The organism is Sphingopyxis sp. KK2, assembly GCF_001990265.1.
In the GTDB taxonomy this organism is placed as follows: domain Bacteria; phylum Pseudomonadota; class Alphaproteobacteria; order Sphingomonadales; family Sphingomonadaceae; genus Sphingopyxis.
This window is the reverse complement of sequence record NZ_LYVN01000092.1, coordinates 1-16876: the sequence shown is the minus strand read 5'-3', so window position 1 is coordinate 16876 and position 16876 is coordinate 1. Positions and strand designations below refer to the sequence as shown.

At 65.9% G+C, this 16876-nt stretch carries 17 protein-coding genes and 1 pseudogene; 9 read left to right on the top strand and 9 right to left on the bottom strand.

Annotation, left to right across the window (positions count from 1 at the left end; translation table 11 throughout):
- The 3 genes and pseudogenes from B1A78_RS14890 to B1A78_RS14880 form a co-directional block, all read right to left on the bottom strand.
- Nucleotides 1-307: pseudogene (locus B1A78_RS14890) on the bottom strand (sensor histidine kinase); the annotation flags it as partial.
- Nucleotides 304-1275 (bottom strand): hypothetical protein, encoded by a 972-nt coding sequence (locus B1A78_RS14885; RefSeq protein ID WP_077147713.1) that lies wholly within the window; start codon nt 1273-1275, stop codon nt 304-306. The pseudogene B1A78_RS14890 and the gene B1A78_RS14885, both read right to left, overlap by 4 nt.
- A gap of 61 nt (nt 1276-1336) precedes the next feature.
- On the bottom strand, nt 1337-2548 hold the full coding sequence (locus B1A78_RS14880; RefSeq protein ID WP_077147712.1) for a hypothetical protein: 1212 nt from the start codon (nt 2546-2548) through the stop codon (nt 1337-1339).
- Nucleotides 2549-2769: 221 nt separating this feature from the next.
- Here B1A78_RS14880 and gyrA point away from each other — a divergent pair, with 221 nt between their 5' ends.
- The 3 genes from gyrA to B1A78_RS14865 all read left to right on the top strand — a co-directional run bounded on the left by gyrA (nt 2770) and on the right by B1A78_RS14865 (nt 8023).
- Nucleotides 2770-5511, top strand: a complete 2742-nt coding sequence (gene gyrA, locus B1A78_RS14875; RefSeq protein WP_077147711.1) for a DNA gyrase subunit A — start codon at nt 2770-2772, stop codon at nt 5509-5511.
- Nucleotides 5508-5816 (top strand): DUF952 domain-containing protein, encoded by a 309-nt coding sequence (locus B1A78_RS14870; RefSeq protein ID WP_077147710.1) that lies wholly within the window; start codon nt 5508-5510, stop codon nt 5814-5816. The genes gyrA and B1A78_RS14870 overlap by 4 nt, the downstream gene beginning before the upstream one ends.
- A 134-nt stretch (nt 5817-5950) precedes the next feature.
- Entirely contained in the window at nt 5951-8023 is a 2073-nt protein-coding gene (locus B1A78_RS14865; protein WP_077147709.1) for an amidohydrolase family protein, read from the top strand.
- Between the two features lie 52 nt (nt 8024-8075).
- Here B1A78_RS14865 and B1A78_RS14860 read toward each other — a convergent pair whose 3' ends face one another.
- Together B1A78_RS14860 and B1A78_RS14855 are read right to left on the bottom strand one after the other, a co-directional pair.
- On the bottom strand, nt 8076-9143 hold the full coding sequence (locus B1A78_RS14860; RefSeq protein ID WP_083734200.1) for a serine protease: 1068 nt from the start codon (nt 9141-9143) through the stop codon (nt 8076-8078).
- A gap of 12 nt (nt 9144-9155) precedes the next feature.
- On the bottom strand, nt 9156-9713 hold the full coding sequence (locus tag B1A78_RS14855; protein ID WP_077147708.1) for a peroxiredoxin: 558 nt from the start codon (nt 9711-9713) through the stop codon (nt 9156-9158).
- 320 nt (nt 9714-10033) lie between these two features.
- On the opposite strand from B1A78_RS14855, the gene B1A78_RS14850 reads away from it, so the two are divergent.
- Complete coding sequence (locus tag B1A78_RS14850; protein WP_077147707.1) at nt 10034-10429, top strand: DUF4304 domain-containing protein; 396 nt, start codon at nt 10034-10036, stop codon at nt 10427-10429.
- A gap of 85 nt (nt 10430-10514) precedes the next feature.
- Here B1A78_RS14850 and B1A78_RS14845 read toward each other — a convergent pair whose 3' ends face one another.
- A complete protein-coding gene (locus B1A78_RS14845; RefSeq protein ID WP_077147706.1) occupies nt 10515-10961 on the bottom strand; it encodes a carboxymuconolactone decarboxylase family protein in 447 nt (148 codons plus the stop codon).
- A gap of 130 nt (nt 10962-11091) precedes the next feature.
- On the opposite strand from B1A78_RS14845, the gene B1A78_RS14840 reads away from it, so the two are divergent.
- Together B1A78_RS14840 and B1A78_RS14835 are read left to right on the top strand one after the other, a co-directional pair.
- Nucleotides 11092-11934 carry a TauD/TfdA family dioxygenase gene (locus tag B1A78_RS14840; RefSeq protein ID WP_077147716.1) on the top strand — a complete coding sequence of 281 codons (843 nt, stop codon included), beginning with the start codon at nt 11092-11094 and terminating at the stop codon, nt 11932-11934.
- A 56-nt stretch (nt 11935-11990) separates the two neighbouring features.
- Nucleotides 11991-12440, top strand: coding sequence for a host attachment family protein (locus tag B1A78_RS14835; protein ID WP_077147715.1), 450 nt, complete (start codon nt 11991-11993; stop codon nt 12438-12440).
- Here B1A78_RS14835 and B1A78_RS14830 read toward each other — a convergent pair.
- Nucleotides 12437-13111: a lysoplasmalogenase family protein gene (locus B1A78_RS14830; protein ID WP_077147705.1), complete on the bottom strand. Its 675-nt coding sequence runs from the start codon at nt 13109-13111 to the stop codon at nt 12437-12439. The genes B1A78_RS14835 and B1A78_RS14830 overlap by 4 nt on opposite strands.
- A 62-nt stretch (nt 13112-13173) precedes the next feature.
- Between B1A78_RS14830 and trmFO the strand changes: the two genes are divergently transcribed.
- Nucleotides 13174-14535, top strand: a complete 1362-nt coding sequence (trmFO, locus tag B1A78_RS14825) for a methylenetetrahydrofolate--tRNA-(uracil(54)-C(5))-methyltransferase (FADH(2)-oxidizing) TrmFO (protein ID WP_077147704.1) — start codon at nt 13174-13176, stop codon at nt 14533-14535.
- Here the strand turns inward: trmFO and B1A78_RS14820 are convergent.
- The gene (locus tag B1A78_RS14820; RefSeq protein WP_077147703.1) at nt 14532-14999 is read right to left on the bottom strand and encodes an EF-hand domain-containing protein; all 468 of its coding nucleotides are present in this window, start codon (nt 14997-14999) and stop codon (nt 14532-14534) included. The genes trmFO and B1A78_RS14820 overlap by 4 nt on opposite strands.
- 138 nt (nt 15000-15137) lie before the next feature.
- On the opposite strand from B1A78_RS14820, the gene B1A78_RS14815 reads away from it, so the two are divergent.
- Both B1A78_RS14815 and B1A78_RS14810 read left to right on the top strand, forming a co-directional pair.
- Entirely contained in the window at nt 15138-16043 is a 906-nt protein-coding gene (locus B1A78_RS14815; protein ID WP_077147702.1) for a hydrogen peroxide-inducible genes activator, read from the top strand.
- A gap of 61 nt (nt 16044-16104) precedes the next feature.
- The gene (locus B1A78_RS14810; protein WP_077147701.1) at nt 16105-16380 is read left to right on the top strand and encodes a hypothetical protein; all 276 of its coding nucleotides are present in this window, start codon (nt 16105-16107) and stop codon (nt 16378-16380) included.
- Between the two features lie 25 nt (nt 16381-16405).
- Here B1A78_RS14810 and B1A78_RS14805 read toward each other — a convergent pair.
- A partial coding sequence (locus tag B1A78_RS14805) for a molybdenum cofactor biosynthesis protein MoaE (RefSeq protein ID WP_306171656.1) occupies nt 16406-16876 on the bottom strand: 471 nt, incomplete at its 5' end.

The window sequence follows — 16876 nt, the reverse complement described above, 5'->3', positions numbered from 1 at the left end:
CCGGCGGGATTTGCGGCTGGGTGACCGGGCGCGTGCGCCAGTCGCTGATCTCCAGCGTCGCACCGTCGGCGTCGGGGACGATCCGGACCAAAGCATGGATATCGCTATGATCGTCGGCGGCAACCATCGGCCGGCTGATCTCGCGCTGCAGACGCTGCGCCAGCGCGACGAGCCGCGCGAGGTTCGGCAACGCCAGCGGCTTCCCGAGCGCGCCCCCGGCCCGCTGTTGCAACCGCACCAGCGCGGGGTCGCCGCTCAGCAGCACCCCGGCCCGGTCGATCCGGCCGCGGATGACATGCTCGCTCATCGCGCACCGCCCTCGTCGCCGAACGCCGCGGCGCGTGCCTGTAGCGCGGCGGCATAATCGTCGGGCGCGGCGCTCGCCACCGCGCGATTGGTCAGCATCGCCAGCGAGCCTTCGAGCGGCGCCAGCGCACCATGATCGCGCAGCAGCGGCGCGAGCAGCGGTGCAAGCTGCGCGGGCTCGGCGGTGATCAGCGCCAGCGCCATGTCGGCATAACGATATTTCTGCGCCGCGGCGGCGAGCGCGATCAGCGCCGGCCAGTCGTGGCGCGCGATCGCGGCGGCGGCGCTGTCCGATTGCGCGCCGATCGCCGACAGCGCGGCATGATAGGCGGTCGCGGCGGCGTCGATGCCGCGCGCGGGGTCGTGCTGCGCCAGCGCACCGCGCACCGCTTCGCCGAGCGCCGCGGCATGCGCCGGGTCCTTGCCCGAGCGGACGAGCGCCCAGGCCGCGATATCGAGCAACAGCGAACGGAACAGCTCGGGGTCGAGGTCGTCGATCGCGATGCCGGGATGGCCGAGCGCGTCGAACCGTCGCCGGTCGGCAATGCGCAGCGCCAGATAGCAGCGGTCGATATCGGACAGGGGATCGTCGCCGGGCGCCGATGCGGGCGCCGCAACATCGGTCGCACCCTGGGGCGCGGGTACCCCGATCTCGCTGCCGAGTTCGGCCGACTGTTCGCGCCAGCGATGTTCCTCGGCGCGCGCAAAGCATTGCGCGGCCAGCTGCGCCGCGCCGGGCAGTCCCTGCCTCGACCAGTCGTCCCACAGCGCCAGCGAATCGACCGCACCGCCGAGCAGGTCGGCGGCATCGCCGACCAGCCGCCGCGCGATGCCGAGCGCCAGCGCGCGCTGCTCTTCGGACAAGCGCGTCGCGGTCGGCGCGGCCAGATATTCCGCCGTTTCGCGCAGGCACGCCGACAGCGCCGGATTCACCGACGCGAGCTGCGAAAAGAGCGATGCTTGCACCATGTCAGCGTGCGGATAACAGAATGGCGTTAATGGCCACTAAACCTTGATGCGCTTTGTTTTCTTAGTGCGCAGGCCGCCGCGCGAGCCGCACCCAGATCAGGATCTGGAGCAGCGCAAGCAGCGGCAATATCGCGAACATCAGCGGCGCGATGCCGAAAATCAGCGCGGGGGCGAGCATCATCCACGCCTGGTCGGCGTCGGGCAGCAGCCAGTGGAAGCGCCGCCGTTCGCCCGAATCCTCGTACAGCCAGCGCGCCAGCAGGATCGTCGCGGCAAGGCACGGCGCCAGCGCCGCCTCGGAAAAAGCCGGCATCCGGTGGTCGGGACCGCCGAGCGACACCAGCCAGGGAAAGGCCGCAAGCAGCAGCCAGGCAAAGCTGCGGATCACATGGCGCGCCCGGTCCTGCGCCGCGCTCTCGGCCCGAAAGGCCGACAGGAAGCGCATCGCGGCGAGCCCGAGCCCGCCGAGTACCGCCACTAGCGCTCCCGCCGCCGCGAGGCCGCTCGCCGCCAGCAAGGCGACGATCAGCCACAGCAGGCCGGTGACATAGGGCAGGTATCGCGCCGTCGCTGGCGATTTCACCAGCAGCGGGCCGAACAATCGCACGATCGGCATCATGATCGCCGACCGTCCCAGCCCCATGCCGCCATATTCGACCTGCTGCAGGCTCGACTGCTCGAGCAGCGCCGCGGTCGGACGGTCGGTAACGATCGCGATGTCGCCCTGTTCGAACAGCGCGGGTTCGCAATAAAGCCGCCGCGCGCCCGATTGCACCGCCATGCGCAACAGGGTCAGGATCATGTCCCATTCGCCGGGCATCTCGGCCAGTTCGCGCACCATATGGTCCGAAATGCTGGCGAGCCCGCCCCAGCGCCGCGTCGCGTCGATGCGCTCGAAACTCTGGGTGAGCGGAGTGTCGCCGGTGACGAGGATCGCGGGCGATCCGGGCTTGGCGATCGCGGCATAATGCATGCCCCCCGCCTGCAACCCGTCGGTGACCAGGATAATGCGGTCGTCGCCCTCGACCAGCGCCAGCAGGTCGGCGGCGGCGCGTACCGGGGTCACCTTGATCCCGCGGCGGCGGATGCGGTCGCAGGTTGCGATCAGGTCGGCGGGCACCGCGCCGACGGCGATGGCGATGTGCGTCACCCCGACGTCGGCGAGCCGCGCCGCCTGCCGCTCGATCAATGTTTCCCCCGCCACGGTGACGAGCGCACGCAGCCCGCCATCGGGCACGGTCTCGCTGGCGCCGATCAGCGCGATCAGGGCCATCGGCGGCCGGCGGAAAGGGCGATTGTCACCCCGCGACCTTTAGGCGTGGGCGGGCGATTGGCAAGCCCCGCTTTTTGCGGCGGCATGACGTCATTTCGTGCCCGGCCGCGTGCATTTTGACGGTGAAATATTCCCGTCAAAATCGCCCGAATCGCTGGCGTTCGTCTGCCCCATCGGCTAGATGAAAACCACTTCCCGAAAAGCAGAAAAAAGGCCGGGTCTTGACCGAAGAAAATACGCCTACGCCGTCGCCCGAGGACGGCATTTCGCCGATCAACATCGTCGACGAAATGAAGACGTCCTACCTCGATTACGCGATGAGCGTGATCGTCAGCCGCGCGCTGCCCGACGTGCGCGACGGCCTGAAGCCGGTGCACCGGCGCATCCTCTATTCGGCTTATGAAAGCGGCTATGTCGCGGGCAAGCCCTATCGCAAGTCGGCGCGCATCGTCGGCGACGTCATGGGTAAATATCACCCGCACGGCGACAGCTCGATCTACGACGCCCTCGCGCGCATGACGCAGGACTGGTCGATGAGTGTGCCGCTCATCGACGGCCAGGGCAATTTCGGGTCGATGGACCCCGATCCGCCGGCGGCGATGCGCTACACCGAATCGCGCCTCGCCAAGGTCGCGAACACCCTGCTCGACGATCTCGACAAGGACACGGTCGACTTCCAGCCCAATTACGACGGCTCCGAACAGGAACCGACGGTCCTTCCTGCCCGCTACCCCAATCTGCTCGTCAACGGCGCGGGCGGCATCGCGGTCGGCATGGCGACCAACATCCCGCCGCACAACCTCGGCGAAATCATCGACGCGACCTTGGCAACGATCGAGAACCCGTCGATTTCGCTCGAAGATCTGATGGCGATCGTCCCCGGCCCCGATTTCCCGACCGGCGCGATGATGCTCGGCCAGGGCGGCGCGCGTAACGCTTATGCCACCGGCCGCGGCTCGATCATGATGCGCTCGACGCACGTCGTCGAGACGGGGCGCGGCGACCGCCAGTCGATCGTCCTCACCTCGATCCCGTTCCAGGTCGGCAAGTCGGGCCTCGTCGAAAAGATCGCCGAGGCCGCGCGCGACAAGCGCATCGAGGGTGTCGCCGATATCCGCGACGAATCGAACCGCGAGGGCGTGCGCGTCGTCATCGAACTCAAGCGCGATGCCACCGCCGACGTCGTGCTCAACCAGCTCTGGCGCCACACCCCGGCGCAGTCGAGCTTCCCTGCCAACATGCTCGCGATCCGCGGCGGCCGCCCCGAAATGATGGGGCTCAAGACGATCCTCGAGGCGTTCATCGCCTTCCGCGAGGAGGTCATCACCCGCCGCTGCAAGTTCGAACTCAACAAGGCGCGCGACCGCGCGCATATCTTGCTCGGGCTCGTCGTCGCGGTCAGCAACCTCGACGAGGTCGTGCGCATCATCCGCGGCTCGCCCAGCCCCGCTGCCGCGCGCGAGGCGCTGCTGGCGCGCGAATGGCCGATCGGCGAGATCGCGCCCTATATCCGCCTCGTCGAGGCGATCGACGGCGAGATGGACGACAGCGCGACCTATCGCCTCTCCGAAGTCCAGGTGAAGGCGATCCTCGACCTCCGCCTGCATCGCCTGACCGCGCTCGGCCGCGACGATATCGGTAACGAACTCAAGGGACTGGCAGCCGAAATTGAGGAACTGCTGAGCATCCTCGCCGACCGCGAAAAGCTTTATGCGGTGATGCGCGAAGAGCTGCGCGCGGTGCGCGACGAATTCGCCAAGCCGCGCCGCACGATCGTCGCCCCCGCCGCCGACGGCATCGACGACGAGGATCTGATCGAGCGCGAGGAGATGGTCGTCACCGTCACTCTCGACGGCTATATCAAGCGCACCCCGCTCGATACCTTCCGCGCGCAGCGCCGCGGCGGCAAGGGCCGCGCCGGCATGGCGACCAAGGACGAGGATGTCGTCACCGAGCTGTTCGTCACCTCGACGCACACCCCGGTTCTCTTCTTCTCGACCGCAGGCAAAGTGTACCGGATGAAGGTGTGGCGCCTGCCCGAGGGCGGGCCCGCGACGCGCGGCCGGCCGATGATCAACCTGCTGCCGCTCGGCAAGGACGAGACGATCTCGACCGTGCTCCCGCTGCCCGAGGACGAGACCGAATGGGGCAAGCTCCACGTCATGTTCGCAACCGCCAAGGGCAATGTGCGTCGTAACAGCATGGACGCCTTCACCAACGTGCCCTCGAACGGCAAGATCGCGATGAAGTTCGAGGGCGAAGACGAGGACGATCGCCTGATCGGCGTCGCGCTGCTCGACGAGAGCGACGACGTGCTGCTCGCCAGCCGCCAGGGCAAGGCGATCCGCTTTCCCGGCGACGATGTCCGCGAATTCCAGAGCCGTAATTCGACCGGCGTGCGCGGCATGCGCCTTGCGCCGGGCGACGAGGTGATCTCGCTGTCGATCCTTCACCGCGCGGGCGTCCGCGACCAGGAGGAGCGCGAGGATTATCTCCGCTTCGCGCCGTGGAAGGCCGAAAAGGACGGCGCGCCCGAAATGGCCGCCGAACGCTTCGCCGAACTCGCCGCGAAGGAACAGTTCATCCTGACGATCTGCGCCAACGGCTATGGCAAGCTTTCGTCGGCCTATGAATATCGCCGCACCGGCCGTGGCGGCCAGGGCATCACCAACATCGACAATATCGCCCGCAACGGCCTCGTCGTCGCCAGCTTCCCCGCGGTTCAGGCCGACCAGCTGATGCTCGTCACCGACCAGGCCAAGCTGATCCGCATGGGGCTCGATTCCTTGCGCGTCATCGGTCGCGGCAGCGCCGGCGTGCGGCTGTTTGACGTCGCCAATGACGAACATGTCGTCTCGGCGGCGCTGATCGGCGACAGCGACGACGATGCGGCGGACAATGACGAAGCCGCACCCGTTGCCGGCGATGCACCCGAACCGACCACCGACGGAGCCGCCGAATGACCGCATCGACAGCGTTCAAGGTCCTGACCGCCCAGCAATGGCGCGATTTCGAACGCGAGCGCGTGTTCCGCGGCGCCCCGGTGGATATCGCCGACGGCTACATCCACCTCTCGACCGCCGAGCAGCTCGAGGAAACGATCGCGAAATATTTCGCGGGCGAAACCGGGCTGATGATCGCCGAGGTGGACCTGCTCCAGCTCGGCGGCAAGGTCCGCTGGGAACCCGCGCGCGGCGGCGCGCTCTTCCCGCATATCTATGCCGAACTGCCGATCGAGGCGGTGATCGGGCTCGAAAGGCGCGACTGACCCGTCGGCCGCCGCGAAGGCGGCGACCGGATTTTTATCGAAGGCTGGTCGCCTTTGGTCGCATCTTGCTTCGCGCCGCCAACCTCCCCTACCAACGTCGGGCTGCACCATCCGTGCTCAGGGGAGATTTGACGATGCGCCTGCTTTTGACCGCCGCCCTGCTGGCGTCCACCGCCACCCTTCCCGCCTTTGCGCATGATGCCGCGCCCGCCCCGGTGGCGGCGTCGAAGCCGGTCCCCAAGGAAGAATTGCTGAAGCCCCCCGCCGACGCGGTCCATTATGTCGTCGTCTCTGAAGCGGGCAAGCATGGCGACCAGTGGCGCTGGCAGCTGCCCGACGGCCGCACCGCCTATCGCTGGTCGCAGGAATTGCGCGGCTGGATCACCGAGATGGACCAGGTCGACAGCCTCGCGCCCGACGGCACGATCGCCGCGACGACGATCCGCGGCATCACCCTCGCCGGCGACGCCGCCGAGGAATTTCGCGTCGCCGGCGGCCGCGCAACATGGAGAACCGCGACCGACGCCGGCGAGGCACCGGCGGGCGGCTGGTATATTCCCGCGGGCGGCGTCGGCATCGCCAATGCCCCGCTGCTCGAGGCGCTCGCCGCGGCGGGCGACGCCGGGCTCGCCTTCCTGCCCAGCGGCCGGGGCCGCATGACCCTCGCGGGCACGCAGGTCATCGAGGGTCCCAATGGCCCAAAAACTGTCCAGCTCGCCTTCGTCAGCGGCATCCTCTCCTCGCCCTACCCCGTCTGGCTCGACGACAAGAAACGCTATTTCGCCAATATCGGCTTCATCTCGGTGGTGCCGGCGGGCTATGAAGGCGCACTCAAGCAGCTGCGCGATGCACAGGATGCCGCGACCGCCGACGCGGTCGCGGGCATCGCCAGGCGCTTCCTCGCCCCGGCAGCGAAAGCCCCGGTCCTTTTCGACAATGTCCAGCTGTTCGACGCCGACAAGGGCGCCTTCCTGCCCGCGCGCGCCGTCCTTGCACAGGATGGCAAGATCGCCGCGATCGGCGCCGCCGGCTCGCTCAAGGCGCCCGCGGGCGCCCGCGTCATCGACGGGCGCGGCAAGACGCTCGTTCCCGGCATCTGGGACAGCCACCTCCATATCGGCGACGACTGGGACGTGCTGTCGAACATGGCGAACGGCATCACCAGCTTTCGCAGCCCCGGCACCAACATCGACCGCGCGATCGACGCGACCAGGCGCCGCGCCGACGGCACGCTGCTGATGGGCGAACCCTTCATCTCGGTCATCATCGACAAGAAGGACCCGCTCGCAGCGCAGGGCGCCGAGGTAGTGAGCAGCGAGGAGGAAGCGATCGCCGCCGTCCGCCGCGTCAAGGCCGCCGGCCTGTGGGGCGTCAAATTCTACACCTCGATGAACCCCGCGTGGATCGCCCCCGCCGCCGCCGAGGCGCACAAGCTCGGCCTCCACGTCCATGGCCATGTCCCCGCCGGCATGCGGCCGAGCGAAGCGGTGACCGCCGGCTATGACGAACTCACCCACCTCAATTTCGTGGTGATTGAAGCGATGCCGCGCGACGTGCTCGACAAGGCGAACACGCGCCAGCGCGTCGAGGGACCGGCGCGGCTCTTCAAGGATATCGACCTCGACGCCCCGCCGATGAAGGGCTTTATCGCCGACCTCGCGGCCAAGAAGACGATCGTCGATCCGACGATCGTCATCTTCGAAGGCATGTTGACGCAGGACGGCGGCACGCCGCAACCCGCTTACGCCCCCTATATGGGCATCATCTCGCCCGTCCTCGAACGCTCGGTCTTCACCTCGGCGGGCTATCCGCTGGTCGAAGGCTATACGCGCGACGATTATCGCAAAAGCTATGCGAAGATGGTCGAACTCGTCGGCCGGCTGCACAAGGCGGGCGTGCCGATCGTCGCGGGCACCGACGGCTGGGGCATCGAACTGGTCCGCGAACTCGAAATCTACCGCCAGGCGGGCTTCACCCCGGCCGAGGCGCTGCAAAGCGCCACGATCCTCCCCGCCCGCGTCGTCGGCGCCGACCGGCGCACCGGCTCGATCGCGGTGGGCAAGGAAGCCGACATGGTGCTCGTCGACGGCGACCCCTCGACCGACCTCGGCGCGCTGCGCCGCGTCGTGACGGTGGTCAGCGACGGCTATGTCATGGACGCCGACGACCTGCGCAAGGCCGCGGGGTACAGCGGGCGGCCGAAATAAGCGGGCCAGAACGTACTGCCAGCGGCATTGCGAAGCAACGTTGGGAGCGCAGTTAGAGGTCGGCGCCGCTTACTCTAGCAATCCCATCGTTTCCGGCTCTCTGCAGGTCGAGCAATGTCTTCTCGCCAACTATGGGCAAACCCATCATCGCAGCTATCAGGCATCCGCTGGCATGTTCCTCATCCTGCCAGCTTCGACTGACGACCCCCTTGGCGATGATGCCGCTACCCACGAGAATTGGGCTGCCGCTCATTTTTCCTGGAATTTTTGCATTGAATTCAAAGTTCGGCCCAGGCGTCGAATTCTGCTTTTCTGTCATGTTATCGGGATAGATAGTGCTCACTGACCCCACGGAAACCACCAGCTCCGGCTGTTCGAAAGACCCAATTCTGATATTTTTCATTTCCGCATACCCGATTGCAACTGCGCGATCGCCAACTTTGAGGCTGTGCAACCCCACGTTCAAAGGCTGATATGGTCCAATCTCAGCAAATGACCGAACTTTGCAAATCGCAATATCTAAGTTGAGTTTAAACGTTGGCTTTCTGTCAAATAATGGGCTTTCTATGTCCCTTCCCCAATGCTGGGTCCACTCAAATGGACAAATGAAGCATTCTGCTTCCCTGATTTTTTGAGAGATATTGCCAAATGGCGCGTTTCTCATTGCCGGATTTGCTGGCAAAATTATGCCAAAATGTAGATTTTCGCTAAGCTTGCTAGTCTTGCTATCAATTTTATTTTCGTACGCATATCCTTCATCAATTGGATCGCGAACTACATGGGCGGCTGTCAGCAGGAGGCCAGTTGCACTAATAAAAAATCCTGTTCCGATACATTTGATTTCGTCATCGCCGTCACTCCAAGCGATGACGGGCACAATACTCTGTCGCACCAAAAATTCGGTAGTCCCGAAGGTGGTGAAGAGATTCTCCACGGAATCGGGCTTGTCGGTCAAAAGACTAAGCTCGTCCTCGATCTTAAAATATCGATCTGAAAAGCCCTGTCGTGGTTTCAGGTCCAAACCTTTGGCACCGCAGACGATCCATGTGCCTTCGCCGTTCTGCCGCCAAATGGACTTTAATAAGCCTATCTGATCCTTTGAATCTTCATTTGTAGTCACCCTTAAGCCACCTCAGCGCCGCGCGTTCCACGCCCGCACCGCCGCCATCGTCTTTTCGACATGCGCCTGCGGCTTGTTGTCGGTGTAGCTGAGCAGGATCGTCCCGTTCGGCGCGATCACATAGCTTGTCCGGTTCGACAGCAGGCTCTGGTTCGGCCCCGCCATCGTCGCATCATATTGCGCCGCGACCTTCGCCCCCGGGTCGGCGGCCACCGCGAATTTGTCGCGGCATTCGACGCGCGAAAATTCGGCGACGCGGTGGATATTGCCCGCGGTCACGCCGATCACCCGCGCGCCGAGCTGGTTGAACTTGCTGTTCGCTTCCGCAAACAGGTTCGATTCCTCGGTGCAGCCGGGGGTGAAGGCGGCGGGAAAGAAATAGAGCACGACCGGCCCGCCGCGCAGCGTCGCCTTCAGCGACAGGTCGAACTCCTTGCCGCCCTGCGCCGCCTTCAGCGTGAAGTCGGGCGCCTTGACCCCCTCCTTGAGCGCGGCGTTGCCGTCCGACGGAAGCGACGCAAGCGACAGCCCCAGTGCAACCAGCATCGCAATCTTGATCGGGCTTTTCATCGTCTATCTCCTCGCGGGCTTGTCCCGAGGATGACCCAAAAGCCCGACCGCGTCCACACCGATCGCGCGCGGAGTCAGGAAGGGCAGCCCGCGTTCGGATGATTGCGGACATCGATCCTCCCTGTGGCGAAGCCATGGGGAGGGGGACCGCTCGCGGAGCGAGCGGTGGAGAGGCTGAAAGGGTGCGCGGCACCTGACAGCGTCGTCCCCTCCGTCAGCGCTTCGCGCTGCCACCTCCCCATCGCTGCGCGACAGGGAGGATTGGATATCCGCTAACGACCGATTGCGGACTTTTGCTCGCCGTGCGAAAACGGCCCTAAATGGTCGACGCTCCCAACCCGTTCTCAAAAATTAGCGCGGACGAACTGGACCGGGAAGCGCTGTTGCATGGCTTCAAGCGCAAGGGCCAACGAAACTGGGTGCGTCGGACCTGCGACTTCGTTCAACTGGTCAACTTGCAGCACTCGCAATGGTCCGCGGACGACAGCTATTTGAATTTCGCCATGTGGCCGCTGGCTATGGGTGAACCACCGACGTTTGCAGAAAGCAAATTTCAATTCCGCACGCGTGCCGAGCGCTTGGATGTCAACGACCTTCCCGGCTTCTTCTCGGCCGCTGATAAGCTGCGAACGCTCGCCGATTTGCGCGAGGCTGTCAGGGCCTCCGAGCATGTCCTAGGGCTGGTTAGAAAAGAACTGCGCGCGCTTCTGCTGTAAAGCGCCATGTCCGCTCCCCACCCCAAAATCACGCCTGCCGTCCAACCGCCCAAAGCCCCGCCCTCCCGGTCACCGCCCGATATCGTCAGGGCTTCGCAGCCACCGACAGGCGGAACGGCGCACCCAACCTGTTGAACGCATTCATCGCCGCGATGACGATCGTCAGGTCGACCAGATCCTTCGCCCCGAACGCGGCTGCCGCCGCGGCATAGGCTTCGTCCGACGCGTGGGTCGCGCTCAGATTGGTCACCTCCTCGGCCCAATCGAGCGCCGCGCGATACTGGTCGGTGAAAAGATGCGGAACCTCGCGCCACACCGGAACCAGCACGACCTTGTCGACCGCCATGGTCTTCAGCAAATCGCGCGTGTGCAGGTCGATGCAATGCGCGCAGCCATTGATCTGCGAGACCCGCAGGAAGATCAGATGCACCAGTTCTTCGGGCAGGCTGGTGCCCTTGGTCGCATAATGATGAACGCCGAACAGCGCCTTGGCGCCCTCGGGAGCGATGTCGATCCAGTTCAAACGGGACATGGCATTTCCTTTCCAAAGGTCGCCGGATGGCAACCATCACCCGCTTGACGAGATCGCCGCGGCGGATGTGACATGGCCGGCAAAAAAACCGCCGATTGACCTCGCCTGCCGACGGGAGCAGCATCGCGGCATGACCCTGACCATCACCCCCAGCGGCCAGGCCTGCGGCGCGCGCGTCACCGGCGTCGACCTGACGCAGCCGCTCGACGCCGCCACCGTCGCCGCGATTCGCGCCGCCTGGCTCGATCATCATGTCCTCGCCTTCCCCGACCAGAAGATGAACGAGGAGGATCTCGAACGCTTCACCGGCTATTTCGGCGGTTTCGGCGACGATCCCTTCATCCGCCCGATCCCCGGCCACGACCATATCATCGCGGTAAGGCGCAAGGCCGACGAGACCGCCCCGCTCTTCGCCGAAAACTGGCACAGCGACTGGAGTTTCCAGACCCGTCCGCCTGCGGGCACCTGCCTTTTCGGCATCACCATCCCGCCCGTCGGCGGCAACACCGAATTTTCGAACCAGCATGCCGCGCTCGACGCGATGCCCGCCGATCTGCGCGCGCGCGTCGATGGGCTGCAGGCGATCCACAGCGCGCGCGCCGGCTATGCGCCGCAGGGCATGTACGGCGCGAACGACAAGGATCGCAGCATGGACATCGTCTCGGGCGAGGACGCGCTCGAAACGCAGCGCCATCCCTTCGTCCGCGACCATCCCGAAACCGGGCGTAAGGGGCTGTTCGGCTGCGCGGGCTATATCATCGGCTTCGACGGGCTCGACGATGGCGAGGGCTTGCCGCTGCTCTACGAGCTGATCCAGTGGCAGGGGCGCGAGGAATTTCGCTACAGCCACGCCTGGGAACCCGACATGCTCGTGATGTGGGACAACCGCTCGGTGCTCCACCGCGCCACCGGCGGCTATGACGGCCACGACCGGCTTTTACACCGCACGACGATAGCGGCGTGGGACGGATAGAGAAACTTCGCGTCGATCCCGCGCGTTTCCCCTTCATCTGGAAGGAGAAATATTCGATGCCCCTCGCCCACGACACCCTCGTCCTCGTCGCCGACGGCCGCAAGGCGCTGTTCCTGCGCAACGAAGGCGACAAGCAGCAGATCGACCTGCGCACCGCCGCGCATGAAGAGCGCGAGGATCGCAAGAACAGCGACATCAAGACCGCCCCTTCGGGCCAGTCCTATGCCCCCGCCGGCACTGGTCTATCGGGCGGCACGATGGGCGAGGCCGATTTCCACCAGCTCGAAGAGGATCGCTTCGCCAAGGACCTGACCGCCAGGGTCAATGCGATGGCGCTCGCGGGCGAGTTCGACGATCTTGTCGTCGTCGCCCCCGCGCGGACGATGGGCGAATTGCGCCAGCACTGGCACAAGGAAACCCAGCGCCGCATCGCGGGCGAGCATGTCAAGGAAATGACCGCGCGCCCGATCGGCGATATTGAGGCGCTGTTGGTCGGCGAGGCTTAAGCCCGCCCGCCCTCTGATTCGGCCGACAGCGTGCTGACGACACCCCACGCGATCAGCGCCTGTCCGCCGAAATAGAGCGGCCACACGAGCCACATCGTCACATCCTTGGACAGCGCGCCGCCTTCGCCCGCGAAGATGAACAGGTCGCTCGCAAGGAACAGCATTGCGCCGATCCCGGTGCGATAGCGCGGAAAGCGGCTTGTCCACGCCGCGGCGGCCATCGCGGCGACGAACAGCGAATAGATGGCGGCGTGCCACCAGCCGGGCTGCGGGCTCAGCATGCCCCACACGATGACCAGCGTCGCGGGCATCACCAGCCAGCCGAGCAGCCGCTGCGACGCCGTCGTCGCCGGCCGCCGGTTCTTGAGGTACAAGGTGATCGCGATCAGATGCCCGATCACGAACGCCACCGCGCCCCTCTCGAGCCCGATCGCATCGAGCAGATAGTCGCCGAGCGCCCCGAAACCGAGCGCGGCGGCGATCAGCCAGCCGTTCGTCCCGCGTGCATTCGCCGCCGCCCACAGCGCGAGCAACGCGACGCCGCTCGTCTTCCACGCCCAGATCGGCGGCCCCTCGAGCCGCTGGACCACTGCGACCATGAAGCTGATCCCGCCGGCGAGCGCCAGCCACCACAGCCACCGCGCCCGATCCCAGCCCTGCGTCGCGCTCATCCCGCTCCCCTTTGCATCTTCGTCCCAAGGCGCCTACTGCGCGGCGGACCAACGGCAAGTCAATGATCAGGATAAAAGTGGCGCACGACATTCACATCATCGGCGGCGGTCTCGCCGGTTCCGAAGCGGCCTGGCAGCTCGCCGAGGCGGGCTTTCGCGTGCGCCTCTCCGAAATGCGCGGCGGCGGCGACATGACGCCCGCGCACCAGGGCGACACGCTCGCCGAGATGGTCTGCTCGAACAGCTTCCGCAGCGACGACGGCGACAGCAATGCCGTCGGCCTCCTCCACCGCGAGATGCGCTCATTGGGCTCGATCATCATGCGCGAGGCCGACGCCACCAAGGTCCCCGCCGGTTCGGCGCTCGCGGTCGACCGCGACCTCTTCTCGGGCGGCGTGACCAAGGCGCTCGAAGCCCATCCCAATATCAGCATCGTCCGCGAACGCATCGACACGCTGCCGGGCGAGGGCCTGACCATCGTCGCCACCGGCCCGCTCACCGCCGCCGCGCTCGCCGACAGCATCGGCAGCGCGACGGGCAAGGACGCGCTCGCCTTTTTCGACGCGATCGCCCCCATCGTCTACCGCGACAGCGTCGACATGGACATCGCCTGGATGGCGAGCCGCTGGGACAAGGTCGGCCCGATCGGCGACGGCAAGGATTATATCAACTGCCCGATGGACAAGGAGCAGTATCACGCCTTCGTCCAGGGCCTCGTCGACGGCGACAAGACCGAGTTCAAGCAGTGGGAGACGAACACCCCCTATTTCGAAGGCTGCATGCCGATCGAGGTCATGGCCGAGCGCGGCCCCGAAACGCTGCGCTTCGGCCCGATGAAAGGTGTCGGCCTCGACAATCCGCGCACCGGGCGTTGGCCCTATGCGGTGGTCCAGCTGCGCCAGGACAATGCGCTCGGTACGCTGTGGAACATGGTCGGCTTCCAGACCAAGCTCAAGCACGCCGCACAGGTCGAGCTGTTCCGCACCATCCCCGGGCTCGAAAAGGCCGAGTTCGCGCGCCTCGGCGGTCTCCATCGCAACAGCTTCATCCGCTCGCCCGAACTGCTCGACGGCCAGCTGCGCCTCAAAACCGCACCGCACATCCGCTTCGCGGGACAGATCACCGGCTGCGAGGGCTATGTCGAAAGCGCCGCGATCGGCCTCGTCGCCGCGCGCTTCGCTGCCGCCGAGCTTGGCGGCCGCACCCTGCCCCCGCCGCCCCCCGAAACCGCGCTCGGCGCGCTGCTCGGCCATATCACCGGCGGCGCCGATGCCGCCAGCTACCAGCCGATGAACGTCAATTTCGGCCTCTTCCCGCCGCTCGCCGAGGATGTCCGCAAGAAGGACCGCAAGCTGGGTTACACCCAGCGCGCAGGAACGAAGCTCGCCGAGTGGATGAAGCTCGCCGAGGGCGTCTCAGCCTAGCATTTGCACTTCGGCGCCGGCGCGCGCTTCGGCGCCGTGGTGGCGAATTCGGCGCGGCTCAGCCCGCCCGACTTGTCGCGGTCCGCCCCGGCAAAGCGGTCACCGGTCGCCGCCGCCCATTCCTCGAAGGTCAGCAGATTATCGCGATTCTTGTCGAGCTTGCGGAACGCCGCGGTGCGTGTCGACATCATCTCGACCCGGCTCACGCTCTCGTTGCGGTCGCGGTCGTAGCGGTTGAAGCGCCGCTCCTCGCGCGACGCATCCTTCGCGGCGGGAAGCTCGGGCGGCGGCACCCCGCGCTTCGGCGCCCCGGCGCCGGCGACCGGGATCGGCCCGGGATCGGGCGGCGCGTCGGGGATCACCTCCTCCTCGGCGACCTGCGTATAGCCCTTCCACAGAAAGACCCCGCCGGTGAGCAGCAGCGCGCTCGCCAAACCGCCGATCAGGAACCGCGAAACCGCCATCGCCACGCCCTCCACCCCGAAGACGCCATGGCTATCACGGACCGCCAGCCCGCGGCAACCGGATGCGCCCCGGATCGGACCAATGCCATGATCGAACCCCTAGTTTAAATCCGGCGCAAAGATTGCTATATCCGATCAATGCACAATTACCTGCCCTCGCTCAAACAGATGCAATATCTGGTCGCGCTGCACGAGCATGGCCATTTCGGCCGCGCTGCCGATGCCTGCAACGTCACACAATCGACGCTGTCGGCGGGCATTCGCGAACTCGAAACCCTGCTCGGCCAGACGCTCGTCGAACGCACCCGCCGCGTCGTGCGCTTCACCACGCTCGGCAATGCGATCGTCGCCAAGGCGCACCGCGTGCTGCGCGAGGCCGAGGAGCTTGCCGACATGGCCGCCGCTGCCGCGGCGCCGCTCGTCGGCGAACTGCGCATGAGCGTCATCCCGACGATCGCGCCCTTCCTGCTCCCCGGGCTGCTGCCGCGGCTGCGCAAGGAACGCCCCTCGCTCAAGCTCTTCCTGCGCGAGGAACCGAGTGCGCAGGCGTGCGAGTCGCTCCATCACGGCGCGGTCGACTGCGTCCTGCTCGCGCTCCCCTATGCCTGCGGCGACGTAGAGAGCGAGGCCCTGTTCGACGACGCGCTGTTCGTCGCCTTCCCCGGCGACCAGAGCGAGGACCTTCCCGCGATGGTCAGCGCCGACCAGATCGACCCTGCGCAGATGCTGATGCTCGAGGACGGCCATTGCCTCAAGGACCATGCGCTCGCCGCGTGCAACCGCCCCGAACTGCGCGCCGGTGCGCGGATGATGGGCACCTCGCTCCACACGCTGGTGCAGATGGTCGACAACGGCCTTGGCATCACCATGCTGCCGCAAATGGCGATCGAGGCGGGCATCCTCGACCACACCGACATCGACACCCGCCCGCTCGATTCGGACCATGACTGGCGCACCATCGCCCTCGTTTGGCGCAAAGGCAGCCCGAGGGCCGAGGAATTCCGGATGCTCGCCGATATTTTCAGGCAGCATAAGGCGGGGTAGTTTTCCCGGCGCCCGGAAACGACCGGTTGCGGACGTTCAAGATTTCATCCTAGAATATCTTATGCCTGCGCTGCTGCACGAATATTGGGAGAATGCTGACGGAGGGCAGTTCGGTCCGGTTCGGGAATGCGCTGACGGGCAGCGGCCGAAGTTACTACCCGATGCGCGTCTGGCTTTTGGCTTATACGCTTCATCGTGGTTTGAGGCTCAGAGACTGGAATATGAGCGCTTGGGATATGGCGATTACACGCCCCCTCAGGACATTCCGGACTATTTCTACACCGCGGAAGACGAGGCTGAACAGCTAGCGTATCTCGAACGCCGAGAAGTCCGCTAAGCACCCCAAAACCGACATCCTGCGCTCAGTCTGCGCTCTGTTCCCACCGCTCCGCACGCGCATGATCGCTGCCGCGCTGCTCGACCCACGCGACGCGCCCGTCGTCGAACGTCTCGCGCTTCCACAGCATCACGTCGGTCTTCAACCGGTCGATCAGAAACTCGACCGCCGCCAGCGCCTCGGCGCGGTGCGGACTGCTCGCCAGCACCAGCACGATCGTCTCGCCCGGCGCCATAGCCCCGACGCGGTGGATCAGCGTCAGCGCGGCGAGCGTCCAGCGCGCCGCCGCCTCGGTCGCCAGTTCGTCGAGGCCGCTTTGGGTCAGTACCGGATGATGGTCGAGGAACAATTCGGTCAGCCCGCCCTCGCCGCGCACCCGCCCGACGAAAGCCGCGCTCGCGCCATGCCCGCCCGAGTCATGCGCCGCCATCTTGGCCGCAACGTCGATCGCGTCGCTCCCGACATGGACGCGGATCATCCGCCCGTCACCGGCGGG